The organism is Alphaproteobacteria bacterium, assembly GCA_016870095.1.
Taxonomy (GTDB): Bacteria; Pseudomonadota; Alphaproteobacteria; order Paracaedibacterales; family VGCI01; genus VGCI01.
The window spans coordinates 222,017-235,629 of record VGCI01000001.1; the positions used below are offsets into that span (position 1 = coordinate 222,017).

10 protein-coding genes are annotated in these 13,613 nt (G+C 39.4%); 9 read left to right on the top strand and 1 reads right to left on the bottom strand.

What is annotated here, in order from left to right; all coding sequences use genetic code 11:
• Positions 1–181: 181 nt before the first annotated feature.
• Entirely contained in the window at positions 182–631 is a 450-nt protein-coding gene (locus FJX03_01025) for a hypothetical protein (GenBank protein MBM3632277.1), read from the top strand.
• Between the two features lie 99 nt (positions 632–730).
• On the opposite strand, the gene FJX03_01030 is transcribed toward FJX03_01025, so the two are convergent.
• Positions 731–958, bottom strand: coding sequence for a 50S ribosomal protein L31 (locus FJX03_01030; protein MBM3632278.1), 228 nt, complete (start codon positions 956–958; stop codon positions 731–733).
• A 101-nt stretch (positions 959–1,059) separates the two neighbouring features.
• Here FJX03_01030 and FJX03_01035 point away from each other — a divergent pair, with 101 nt between their 5' ends.
• From FJX03_01035 to FJX03_01070, 8 genes are all read left to right on the top strand, one after another.
• Positions 1,060–2,220 (top strand): ABC transporter permease, encoded by a 1,161-nt coding sequence (locus tag FJX03_01035; protein ID MBM3632279.1) that lies wholly within the window; start codon positions 1,060–1,062, stop codon positions 2,218–2,220.
• 4 nt (positions 2,221–2,224) lie between these two features.
• Positions 2,225–2,965 carry an ATP-binding cassette domain-containing protein gene (locus FJX03_01040; GenBank protein ID MBM3632280.1) on the top strand — a complete coding sequence of 247 codons (741 nt, stop codon included), beginning with the start codon at positions 2,225–2,227 and terminating at the stop codon, positions 2,963–2,965.
• Complete coding sequence (locus FJX03_01045) at positions 2,965–3,810, top strand: MCE family protein (protein ID MBM3632281.1); 846 nt, start codon at positions 2,965–2,967, stop codon at positions 3,808–3,810. Before FJX03_01040 ends, FJX03_01045 begins: the two co-directional genes overlap by 1 nt.
• Complete coding sequence (locus FJX03_01050) at positions 3,807–4,427, top strand: hypothetical protein (GenBank protein MBM3632282.1); 621 nt, start codon at positions 3,807–3,809, stop codon at positions 4,425–4,427. Before FJX03_01045 ends, FJX03_01050 begins: the two co-directional genes overlap by 4 nt.
• A gap of 227 nt (positions 4,428–4,654) precedes the next feature.
• Positions 4,655–8,128: an indolepyruvate ferredoxin oxidoreductase family protein gene (locus FJX03_01055; protein MBM3632283.1), complete on the top strand. Its 3,474-nt coding sequence runs from the start codon at positions 4,655–4,657 to the stop codon at positions 8,126–8,128.
• Positions 8,129–8,329: 201 nt separating this feature from the next.
• Positions 8,330–9,787 carry a DEAD/DEAH box helicase gene (locus FJX03_01060; protein MBM3632284.1) on the top strand — a complete coding sequence of 486 codons (1,458 nt, stop codon included), beginning with the start codon at positions 8,330–8,332 and terminating at the stop codon, positions 9,785–9,787.
• A gap of 73 nt (positions 9,788–9,860) precedes the next feature.
• The gene (locus FJX03_01065) at positions 9,861–11,654 is read left to right on the top strand and encodes a DUF4153 domain-containing protein (protein ID MBM3632285.1); all 1,794 of its coding nucleotides are present in this window, start codon (positions 9,861–9,863) and stop codon (positions 11,652–11,654) included.
• Between the two features lie 240 nt (positions 11,655–11,894).
• The gene (locus FJX03_01070; GenBank protein MBM3632286.1) at positions 11,895–13,574 is read left to right on the top strand and encodes a hypothetical protein; all 1,680 of its coding nucleotides are present in this window, start codon (positions 11,895–11,897) and stop codon (positions 13,572–13,574) included.
• Positions 13,575–13,613: the final 39 nt, after the last annotated feature.

Consider the following 13,613-nt stretch of genomic DNA (forward strand, 5'->3'; position numbering starts at 1 on the left):
GTGGGGCAGTAAGGATTGTGCATTTCTTAATAAAATTTTTTGTTCTATAGAATCTGCTGAAAGCATGAGAGATACCGCTGTTTTGAATTTTTCTTAGCTATTCTGACCACTTGTTCTTTTCAGTTGGCTGAGGTAATGATATAAAATTATTGTAAAGTTAATTTAAAATAAGGATATATATATGCGTACCTCCAAAATATTATTGGTTTCTCTGCCTCTTGTTCTAGCTGGATGTTTTGATTCGGATGGAGATTCCATACATTATCATCCTCAACCGGCCCCTGTAGTGGTCGCTACACCTTCAACGAAAACTCCTGCGGTTGTTAAACGCTCTGCACTAAAACCACAAAAGGCCCCAGATTGTGGATGTGGTCATGGGCCGGATACGGTTTCAGCGGCCTCTCCTTGTCCCAATCCTGCTATTTGTCCTCCCATACCCGTGACAGCTTCTGGTGAAGAATGGCACCCAAGTGAAGGGCTACTTGTTCGTGCCGGGGATTTGGTCATGGAATTGCAAGCAAAAAATGGTGGGGTGAGACCCAGTCATGCCGTTATGTCAGTCCATATTCAAAAGAACATGGGTTTGACGTCTCCTCAAGCTGAAGCTGTTTTGGAAGAATTAGGTCTTTAATTTAAAGCAACAGGTCAAAAAACCACCGCTCTCATTGAGGGCGGTGGTTTTTTATGGTTAACGTTTGTTTTGGTAAACGATAAGAAAGACGCTCAAAAACTATTTCTTGAGACCAATATCTCCGAAACGCTTGCTGAACTTGCTGATTTGACCGGCTGTATCCAATATTTTTTGGTTAGCCCCTGTCCAAGCAGGATGAGATAAGGGGTCGATATCTAATTGCATAGTATCTCCAGGCTTTCCCCAGGTTGTTCGCGTTTTAAAAGTTGTGCCATCAGTCATAACAACATTAATTTCATGGTAGTTCGGATGAATATCTTGTTTCATAATCTTTCTTTTCCATTTTGATAAAGTTCTTTATTTCGTGTATAGCCTAGAGTGGTGATAATATGCAATGATTTTGTCATGACTGATGAGGAATTGCTCTCTTGACCATGCAAAAACAAATGAATACTGATCTTGCGTCTCCTTGGTTTGACGTCGATAAGGATAAAGATAACTTAACACTTCGTTTTGGAGGCGCTTGGGTTTGTCGTTCCTTGAACCGAGTTGAACCTCAACTTGATAGGAAGTTTCAAAAGAGTATTGCCAAAAACCGTCCCGTAAAAATCATTATTGAAAAAAATTGCTCGATGGATTCTGCAGGCGCATGTCTTATTGCACGTGTCATTAAAGCCCTACAGAATGAAAAGCGTACAGTTGATGTTGAGAGTCTGACTTCATCGTCTCTTCTTTCCTATTTTCTTACCCACCAGCCGGCCGTTATGGAAGAAGCAGAACATCTCAATTGGAAAATTCTCTGGCTGAACTATGTTGGTTTTAAAACAGTTTATTTGTGGAAAACAACACTCAATATGTTAGAATTTTTGGGTAAAATTCTGATAACTTGGGTGGCGACTTTAAAAAGTGCAACACCGCTTCGGTGGGTCTCCGTTTTTCGACATTGTGAAGAAATAGGCGTAAGAGCTCTTCCCATTGTGGGGCTTATTTCTTTTCTTATTGGTGTGGTGCTTTCCTATCAAAGTATCAATCAATTGAGGCGTTTTGGGGCTGAAATATATACTATTGATTTCTTAGCTGTTTCTCTTTTACGGGAACTAGCCGTTCTTCTCACAGCTATTGTGATCGCGGGTCGATCGGGAAGTGCTTTTACTGCCCAACTCGGCACTATGGCCCTCAATCAAGAGATTGACGCTATAAGAATGTTGGGCCTCAATCCGATTCAAGTTCTGGTTATTCCACGGTTGATTGCCATTATCTTTTGCCTCCCTTTGCTTGTCTTTTTTGCCATGATGATGGGGTTATTGGGAGGGATGCTCATGACGGCTCTGATCATTGATGTATCGCCTATCCAGTTTATCCATCAATTTCAGAGAGCCACCTCTTTAAGTTCCTTTTGGGTCGGGATGAGCAAAGCCCCTTTATTTGCTATACTCATTGGATTTGTTGGGTGTTATAGAGGATTCCAAGTTAAAGGAAGCGCAGAAAGTGTTGGACGTATGACCACTCAATCTGTTGTTGAATCTATTTTTCTTGTAATTATTTTTGATGCTTTCATGTCTATACTTTTTTCCTATTTAAAGGTGTGAATTCATGAAGCGTCCTATTATTGAAATCAAGGGGCTCAAAACAAAGTTTGGTAAACAAGTCATTCATAACAACTTAGACCTTACTATTTTTGAAGGGGAGGTGATTGGTATTGTAGGAGGGTCGGGAAGCGGTAAATCTGTACTCATGCGCTACATGATTGGTTTGGAACCTCTTCAGGCAGGTAAACTTATCTATTATACCACACCGGCGTACCCTTCCTCTCAAGTTGGGGTTTTATTCCAAGCTGGGGCTCTCATTTCCTCCTTAACAGTACTTGAGAATATTATGATCCCTCTCATTGAGGTTGCACGCCTATCTTATGGTCTTGCTTATGAAATTGCTTTTTCAAAAATCGAAAAAGTAGGGCTTTCCAGCGAACACATGCAAAAATATCCTTCCCAGCTTTCGGGAGGAATGATTAAACGCGTTGCTCTGGCTCGTGCGTTGGCGCTTGATCCTGCTATAGTATTTTTAGATGAACCCACCTCGGGTCTTGACCCTATTGCTGCCGCAGGGTTTGATAATCTAATTAAAGAGTTGCAAAAAGAATTAAAAATCACCATCGTTATGATTACTCATGATCTTGATTCCCTTGTTACAGTGTGTGACCGTGTTGCAGTATTAATCGATCAACAGGTGCGTGTAGGCACTCTAGAAGAAGTTGCACGAATGGACCATCCTTGGATACAGGAATATTTTCATGGCCCCAGAGGTCAAAACATGTTTAAGGCGAGGACACGTTAATGGAGACAAAAGCAAATTATAGTTTAGTTGGCGCTTTCGCTATTTTTTTTCTTGTTGCTATTATGGTTTTTATTGTGTGGATTGCCCGTCTTGATTTTTCAAACAAGGTCACAGAATATGATATTTATTTTTCTAAGTCTGTTACAGGTTTAAAAGAAGGCGGTACGGTTTTGTATCGGGGGGTTCCCGTTGGGGCCGTTAAAAAGATCGCATTAGATGCAGATAACGTAGAAACTGTCCGCGTGACAATTTTTATACAAGGGGATGTTCCGATTAAAGAAGATGCTTTTGCCTCTCTTGAATTACAAGGTATTACGGGAGTTGCCTATATTCAATTAAATGGGGGAACCAGTAGCGCTAAAAAATTACGTCCCAAAAAAGGGACTTCTCGGGCCATTATTCCCACGCGATCGTCAGTTTTTGAAGAGGTGACAGCGTCTATTCCCGCCGTTTTAAATCAAGCCTCAAAGACACTTGAAGAAATACGATCCTTATTTGATAAAGACAATAAGGTTGCTTTTTCCGAAACCTTAAAGAATCTTCATACCATATCACAAGCTTTGATTCCAACTACTGGTCAGGAAACGAATATTCAAGAATTGCTTAAAGGAATGAAAGATGGGGTGAAGGAAATTCATAAAATGGTCATGGAACTCAACGTTTTGCTTTCAGAGAATCGTAAAAATATTAGTAGTTTTACGGAAGAGGGATTGCCGGCATTGACTCATTTTCTAAATGAAGGAAAAGAAACTTTATCTACCATTCGTCATATAGGAGAAGCCTTAGAGCGAAGTCCTTCTCGATTTATGTCTCGCGATTCAAAAGAAGGAGTGAAAGTTCCATGAAAAAAATTATAGTTATTGGTGTCGTGGCTTCCAATTTATTATGTGGATGTTCTCTTTTTCCCTCTCCTGGTGAACCTGTAAAAAAGTATACCCTTGTTGCAGAAGGTAATGAGTCAGTAACTCCTCTTACCTCCTATGCGACGCGACCCTATCAATTGGCCATCGATATGCCGACACTTTATAAACCCATTGATACAACACGTATTGCGGTAAAACCTCAAGAGCAGACCATTGATTATTTTGCAGATGTAGAGTGGGCGGATCGCTTAAATGTCTTGATTCAGGAGTCCTTGATTTATTCCTTGCAAAACAAAAAGGCTTTTCGGGGCGTTAGCCGGCCAAGAGAAGGGATTCATGCTGACTATACTTTAAAAATTGAAGTTAGGAAATTCTATATTGACCAACAGCTGGCCCCCCATCCTTCCACAGCAAAGGTAGATTACATGGTCTATCTTGTAAAAATGCCCGAACGTCAGATTGTGGCTTCACGGCAATTTATTTATGATCAAGCCATTCTAGATTATACGATGGATAACATTATAAAATCCTTAAATGCTGCGCATCTTGAGGGATCTAAAGCTTTGATGTCATGGATTTTACAGCATATACGATCATAAATTTTTGCGCGTAGCCCCCAATCATTTGTTTATCTCTAAGAGCGTGAGAATATCTCCCCCTTTAGCCTCATGAAAAGTTTTTGGTAACTATCCAAAATTAAGTTTCAAAGAATAATAGATAGCTAATTTAATAAAATTAATATTAAATTGTAGTAAACCACATAGACATTGGGCTTCATTCACGCTTAAACTTATTAAGTAACAATGATTTATCATAGGCTTACAATATGAGTTCCTCGCTGCTTACCGTTGATTTAGAAGATAAGTATACCCAAGATTCTGGCCGAATATTTATTACAGGCACTCAAGCCTTGGTTCGACTTTCTCTCATGCAGCGACGTCGAGATATATCCTTGGGGGTCAATACGGCTGGATTTATTTCAGGGTATAGGGGATCTCCCTTAGGAGGATTTGACCTTGCTTTATGGAAAGCCGCACACCATCTCAAAAACCACAATATAGAATTTAAACCGGGAATCAATGAAGACTTAAGTGTCACAGCCGTATGGGGTAGCCAGCAAATTTCTTTGTCGCCGGGTGCGACGGTGCAAGGTGTTTTCTCTATGTGGTACGGCAAAGGGCCTGGTGTTGATCGGTCGGGCGATGCGTTAAAACATGCCAATTCTGCAGGCACAAATCCTTTTGGAGGTGTTTTGGCATTGACAGGGGATGATCACGCCTGTAAATCATCTACCCTGGCCCACCAAAGTGAGTATGCACTTGTAGATGCCTTTATTCCGATTATGGTCCCTTCCACTGTTCAAGATGTTTTGGATTTGGGATTAATGGGTTGGGCTCTCTCTCGATATTCTGGGTTGTGGATCGGTTTTAAAATGCTCTCAGATACCGTAGATACGGCAGCATCTGTAATGGTGGATTCTTCTCGTCTCCTCATCCATCAGCCTAAAGATTTTGATATGCCACCTGAAGGACTTCATTTTCGATGGCCTGATAGCCCCTTGCAACAAGAACGCCGGCTTCATGATTTTAAATTAAAAGCTGTGCCAAGTTTTGTGCGTGCAAATCATTTGAATCGTTCTGTATGGCCGGAGTCAAGAGGGCGAAAGAAGCCTCGCTTTGGTATTATTACGGTGGGAAAATCGTATATTGACGTTCGTCAAGCGCTTGATGATTTGGGATTTGATGAAGATTTGGCCCAAGATTTAGGTTTAGCCATTTTCAAAGTCACCGTAAGTTGGCCCCTTGAGCCCACCAGTATTGAAGACTTTTGCCGTGGGCTCGAGACAGTTTTGGTTGTTGAGGAAAAGCGTCCCCTTATTGAAGATCAGCTGAAAACAATCCTTTATCATCTTCCAGCAACGCAGCGGCCTGATATTTTAGGAAAAATGGACATTAAAGGCAAACCACTCCTTCAGTCTTATTATGAATTGAATGCAACTCAGATTGCTGCAGTGATCGCCCAATGTCTTGAAAAATTATCTGGTTTTGATCGATTCCAGGGCGCATTTCAGCAGGCGATTAAGAAAGCTCAGCCAAAAGAAGCTTTCCAAGATCGCTTAGCGCGATTACCTTATTATTGTTCAGGCTGTCCTCACAATACGTCTACTCTTCCTTTACCGACGGGGAGTCGGGCAGTAGCAGGCATCGGGTGCCATTATATGGCGACATGGATTGCTCCTCTTCACACGAAAACCTTTACCCAGATGGGTGCAGAGGGTGTTCCCTGGATTGGACAGGCACCCTTTACTACGGAAAAACATATTTTTGCAAATCTAGGAGATGGGACTTATTACCACTCAGGCTATTTGGCAATTCGGGCAGCAGTCGCTTCAAAAGTCAATATTACGTACAAAATTTTATATAATGATGCTGTGGCTATGACGGGGGGACAACCGGTAGATGGTCCGTTAACGGTGTGGAAAATTAGTCAACAGGTCTACGCTGAAGGTGTGCGACGCATTGCTTTGGTAACAGATGATCTGGATCGATACCCTTTGGGAGCGCCTTTTGCACATGGGACAACAATTCATTATCGAGATGAACTTGCTTCTGTCCAAGAAAGTCTGAAGGAATGGGAAGGTACATCCGTCCTTATTTATGATCAAACGTGCGCTCTGGAAAAACGTCGTCGTCGCAAAAGGGGAGCTCTTAGCGACCCAAATAAACGAATTTTTATTAATGAATCTGTTTGTGAGGGATGTGGTGATTGTGGTCGCAAATCCAATTGTCTTTCCATTACACCTTTGGCAACAGAATGGGGATTAAAAAGGTCAATTGATCAATCGAGTTGTAATAAAGATTTCTCATGTGTGAAGGGTTTTTGTCCAAGCTTTGTAAGTGTTATTGGCGGGAATTTGCGCAAACCCCAATTGACTTCATTTCCTGAAGATCTATATGCCAAACTTCCCAAACCAAAGTCAGTTTCTCTCGCAAAGCCTTACAGCATTTTTGTAGCAGGGGTAGGTGGCACCGGTGTCGTCACAATTGGTTCTATAATTGGAATGGCCGCCCATTTGGAGGGTAAGGGGTGCTCGATCGTTGATATGGCGGGCCTTGCCCAAAAAGGAGGGGCAGTTGTCAGTCATATTCGTTTGAGTAAGAAGCTAGAAGAAATTCACGCAACCCGCGTCAACTCTGGAGGTGCCGATTTGCTATTGGGCGCAGACCTTATTGTAAGTGCAGGCGCGGAAGGCATGGATAAGATTTCTCCCGGTCGGACTCAAGTCATTGTTAATACCCATGAGTCCATTACGGGACATTTTACACAAAATCCTGATATTCAATTTCCAGGTGAAGGGATGAAAGCTGATTTAGTCAAGGCAGTTGGAAACAATAGGGTAGATTTTGTAGATGCTACAGCTCTCGCAACTTCCCTTTTAGGAGATTCAATTACAACAAATCTTTTTTTAGTGGGTTATGCTTTTCAAAAGGGTTTTATTCCCGTTTCTGTGGACGCTATTCAAGAAGCAATTCGCCTTAATAACGTTGCTGTGATAATGAATAAACTTGCTTTTCAGTGGGGACGTATTGCCGCTGTTGATTTAAATCTTGTGGAAGAGTTTTGCAGAAAAGAGGTTCCCATAGAACCTGATCATGTGTTGAGCGAAACTTTACAACAACAAATAACCCGTCGCTATGATTTTTTGGTTGATTACCACGATCAAGCGTATGCCAATCGTTATCTATCTTTTGTGCAAAAAGTTGAACAAGAAGAGGAGCGACTGGGTTTAAAGGGGTTAACTGAGGCTGTTGCACAATCGTATTACAGGTTGTTAGCCATTAAAGATGAATACGAAGTGGCCCGTCTCTATACCAATGGGGACTTTACGCGGCGATTGGAACAGCAGTTTGAAGGTAAATATAAACTACAATTTCATTTGGCTCCCCCCCTGATTGCTCGCCATGACCCTCAAACAGGAGAGCTAATAAAAGCAACTTATGGTCCCTGGGTTTTTAAAATTTTTAAGCTTCTTGCAAAAGCAAAAAAACTTCGCGGAACTTATTTAGATTTGTTTGGTTACACGTTAGAACGACGCAGAGAACGTCAGTTATTACTTGATTATGAAATTACTATGGCAAAAATATTGGCTCAATTATCAACAAAAAACCATACTATTGCTTGTCAAATTGCTGAACTTCCTCAATTAATAAAGGGTTTTGGTCACGTAAAAGAACGTAATCTAAATATAGCACAAGCTTTAGAGGAAGACTTATGGAAGAAAATGGACAAGCTTACGTAGCTGAATAGATTTAATTTAATCATTTGTTTAATGATGAATAAACAGCTAAATAATCGTGTTTTTGTGATGAAAATGCCATAGGAGACCAAAAATAATTAAATAAATATAGAGTTTTTCTTGAAATTTCGGTGGAAATAGTTCATTTATTTAAGTGTAGACCAACATATTGAGATATTTAATATATTATTCCCTAAGGATTCCATGAAATTTAGTGATCTCGGACTGTCGGCCGAATTAGAGCAGACTGTTAACCTACTTGGATATACAGTACCCACTCCCATACAAGAACAAGCTATCCCCCAAATTTTAAGAGGTCGCGATCTTTTTGGTTGTGCTCAAACGGGAACGGGCAAAACAGCTTCTTTTATTTTACCAATGATTGATATTTTGCAAGGTTCACGTTCAAAGGTACGTATGCCTCGGTCTATTGTATTAGAACCGACACGAGAATTGGCAGCACAAGTGCTGGAAAGTTTTGAGACATATGGTAAGGATCATAAATTGAAAGCCGCCCTTTTAGTGGGGGGGGAGTCGATGACAGATCAGGAAAAACAGTTGAAGCGCGGTGTAGATGTGCTTATTGCGACGCCGGGGCGCCTATTAGACTTATTTGAACGAGGTCAGATTCTTCTGGCAGATGTTAAAATTCTTGTTATTGATGAAGCCGATCGCATGCTGGATATGGGATTCATTCCAGATGTGGATCGTATTGTTGCAACATTGCCAAAGATGCGTCAAACGTTACTTTTCAGTGCGACGATGCCGGGAGAGATTAAAAAGCTATCTCAATCTTATTTAATTAATCCTAAAGAAATTATTATTGCTCCCGCAACGCGTACAGCAACAACTGTTAAGCAACATGTTGTGCGGGCTGATGATACAAAGAAGCGTGAAGCTTTACGCCAAATCTTAAGCCTGCAAGAAAATCCGGGGCCCATAATTATTTTTTGCAATCGAAAGCGAGACATCTCAGTTCTTACAAGCTCTTTAAAGCGCTATGGTTATGAAGCGGGAAGTCTTCATGGTGATATGGCACAAAGTCAAAGAAACCAAATGCTGGAAGATTTTAAGAGTGGTAAAATTACAGTTTTGGTAGCGAGTGATGTGGCTGCACGTGGGCTTGATGTTGATGGGTTGAGTTTAGTTGTTAATTTTGATGTTCCTATGAATGCTGAAGATTATGTCCATCGTATTGGCCGTACCGGACGTGCGGGCAATACGGGTGTAGCGATTACCCTTGTAAGCCATCGTGATGAAAAGTATTTAACGGGTGTTCAAGCTTTTATCCAGCAGGAAATTCCTGTGATGGTTTTGGATGGTGCAAAAGTAGAGACTCAATCATCTGAAAAGACGGCTTCTGCAAAATTAGAAGTGACAGACAAAGATGATGACCAAGTCAAGTCAAAGGTTAAAGAGAAGATTGATGATATCAATCGACGTCATCCTCAAAAGAAAAAAGAAGTTTCTGAAAAAAATAGGGATCAACTTAAGCCAACCCAAGATCAGAGCTCATTAGAAAAGAAATCAGGTAAATCGAAATCAAGACATACATCGCGCAAATTGAATCAGCCAGATGATGGGCCTGAAGAGACCCGTATTGGTTTTGGATTAGATGTTCCAGCCTTTATGTTGAAATCTGTTGATTTAAAAGTACTTTAAGCTCTGCATTTTAATAGATAAGACAATGATATAAGTGTTCTATTATTGTCCTCAAATTTGTAAGAGATTAAACATGTTTAACCTAAAATTTCAAAAATTACATGAAGAGTTTTTTCATGTTCTTTACCGTTTTCCTTTAGCCGTTCTTTCTAGCCTTTTCTTGACAATCTATGTTATGAACCCATCTTTTTGGCCTGAATCATGGCACAAGCAGGCTTTAATCTCCATTTTTGTTATCAATATTTTATGGTTCGTATCTATTGAGCTTATTGCCGAAAGTCAAAAATGGAGCAAGGCTTTCTCTACAACGTTAGCGTTATTCGTCTTTGGCTTGATTGCCCAATATCTTTACACCCATTCTCCTGTTTTTCCTTCTACATTGCTCATGGCTTTTGGATTCATAACTTTAATATTCGTTGCACCCTTTATGGGCAAATCTGTGAACAGAGAATATATATGGTACTATCATTATAAACTTGGAATAAACGCTGTATTTGCCCTTTTGCTATCATTTATTATTTGCAGTGGAATAGGTCTGATACTTATAAGTCTTGATTATCTTTTTCACGTGATATTAATTTATGATCAATATGAAAAACTAGTTAAAATCACAGTTTGTTTCTTTATGCCCATGATACTTATGCTGGGAATACCCTCTCGTTTTAACGAACCGGTGGAAAAGACACAAACTAAAAATGTCCAATTTTTACTGAATTATGTAATGACACCCATCTTGTTGGTTTTCGGTCTGATTCTTGTTGTCTATTCCATTAAAATTTTTATCGCTCAAAATCTTCCTCGGGGAAAAGTAGCGTATTTAGTCGCTTGTTTAGGGGCTTTTGGTTGTTTTGCTTATTTATTAGGTGATACAGCGAAAATGTCCCTTTCAGTGATGCATAAATTTTTTCGGAAGCACTTTTTCCATCTTATGATCATTCCTCTCGTTCTGATGGGAATCGGAATTGGAGTCCGGGTTCATCAGTATGGGCTTACAATAAGCCGATATTTTGTGTGTCTAGTTTTCGCCAATTTATTGATCATTACAACGTATTCTTTTGTGGACAGTCGGGCAAGAATAACTCGTTTTATGTTGATATGGACTTCAAGTCTATTTTTGTTAGGCTCATTTGGGCCTTGGGGTATCGTGGAGCTAAGTTCGTTCAGTCAATTTAAAAGATTGCAGCATTTACTCGAAAAAAATCATATTCTTGAGAATGACAAAATTTTAAAAATTCACCCTCCCGTTGATTTGCAAGACGAAGTTGAAATTAACAACATAATAAATTATATAATTGCCCACGGAAATCCTAAAATGTTAAAGGGGTGGTTTTGTTTAGAAGATCAAAAACTTTTTGATATACCCGATCAATCAAAGCTTAACGGAAAGGATTTAACCCTACTCATGGGTATACAATCTGGTTTAGTACCCAAGAGGAATTTGAAGAATGATACCTTTTCTTTTAAACGCCACGTGAATAATTCTAAATGGGTACCTCTGGAGGGGCAGAATTATTTGTTAAAGGATTTCCATTTCAACACGCAGAATTTTTCACAAGTTGAAGAAGTTTTACCAGGACCTTCTAAGATTATTATTAAAATTAAATTCGATAAACACAGTCAAAAACTTAGCTTTGAGAGAAAGAATGGATCTGAGTCTCGTCTGACTATTGACTTAAGAGATATGGTCTCAAAACTAAAAGATGAGCGAGATCTTTCTGTAATCGATAAAAATCTCGTTTTTGAAGGAAGAGTTGATACACTGTACTTAAAATTTATCATTCAAAAAATTAGTGGTGCAATAGAGGAAAGAGGTGATCTTAAAGTAACCGATATGAGTGGGGATTTGTTTATTAAAACAATTTCTTAAGATATACCTACAGATAGATTTATTGTGATTTATTAATTTTCTTGTTTTAGTAAATAAAATAACTATATATATGTAATTACAATTACAAACAATAAAATTGCAAAGGTAAAAATTATGTTTGGCAATTTCATAAGATCAATCACACTTACTATATTAGTATCATTTGCAATATTTTCTTCTTATGCCGCAGAAAGTAGCACGCAATCTAATAAATCAAAGGTAAATTCTGCAATACAACAAATGACCGATGCTTCTCAGCTTTATATTCATGCTTGCAACTTGGCACAGTTAGATAGTCCCTCAAAAGAAAAGGCAAAGCAGGCTTTTTTAAAAGTAATAGAGATAACGCGTGCAGCGCTAGTGGATATGCCCGTTAATACTTCTGACGTTTACAAAACATGCGTCCAATTACAAGCCATAAGCCAAAGACAACTGGGTTCATTACGCTACAATATAGCTATGCAAGGACTCGGAGATCCTAAAAAAGTATCAGAGTCTTTCCTAAACTTAGTGCGAGCAGCAATCCAACATTTGGAAGAAAGCTACAATTTATATTTTAGTATTAAAGATCAACAGAATGTTGTTATTACAAGTCAATCATTAGTTCCTGCCCTTGAAGCTTTCGCAACTTTATGCGCTTTTCGTGCTGAAATAGAGACAAAGCCGAGTGTGAGCGTCGCTTTATATGAAGAGTGTATTGCTTCAAAAGAACGGAGTTGTTCTCTTCATTCTGGACAATTAGAAAACGTAAGCTTGTCCCATTATCAAGCTTTAGCAGTACATAAAATGTTGAATTTATACAATGTGATAGGAGGCATATTTGATGATCTTTGCAGCCGCCTTAAACAAAAAGATCATTCTGTGCCCGCTAATTATTCATTCAAAATGTGTTCATCAGATACCTCTAACTTGGTAAAATTTTGGGAAAAAAGAATCGTAGGTGGTAAAGTTAATTGCACCATTTTTCCGCCACAACTAAGTGTTAAGCAAACTCAGAGAACCGGTAGGAAACAAAATACTGCCGCCGGTGTCGTTGATGTTACTTCTCCTTTTTTTGATTTACTCAAAGCATTACCACCCGTTTTGGATGCAGAGGATTTTTTAGACCGGATTCGGACCTTTCAATGTGGAATTTTATGGGGCGTGTATCAAGAAGACCTTAACAATGATATTTCACGAAAAGTTGCCAGTGCGGCCTATAAAAAATATGTTTATCAAGGTGAATTTGCAAATGATCTTCCGATGGAAGAGGCTTTTATTTTTGCTCACTTAGAGGATCTCATTGGCAATCCACACCCGTTAAATAATTTCTATAAAGAATTACATGCTAAACGCAAACAAGCCAGGCATCAAAAAATGGTGGAGGCTATCAAAGCAAATTTGCTAGCCAGACAGATTGAGAACGAAAGGCAGGCTGCAATTGCTGAAGAAAGATTACAGTCAGAGAGTCGCCCTAGAACCGTACCTTTTTCTACAATCTCATCTCCATCCTATGAATACTCACCATCTGAACTTCCTAAACCAGAAATCTTGGCCCCTAAAGTTAAGGAAAAAAGGCGAGGTGTTGCCTCAGTGCCAGATAGTCAAGAAATTAAGTCTGGAACGAAAGAGGAATCTATTTCATCAAAAGAAGCAACTCTGGTTAGGCTTTCTGGAATAGAATTTGAAATTTATCAGAAAATAAATGCAAATGGAAAAATTACCATAAAAGAAGTGATTGTAATTTTGACTGCGTTCAATTGTAGGATTGAGGACGGCGCCAAGCATAAAAAAGCGACAGCTCAAAATGGAAAAGTATGGACTATCCCTGACCATTCCCAACGAGATGGCCCTATAGATCCGGCCTATCGCCGATCCTTAAGAAATTTCCTTCATATTACTTTGGAAATTGACCCTGAAGATGTGGTTTTAAAGACCTAAAATTAGGAGTAAGGCGGGGGGTACACAAAAAGTTGTAAT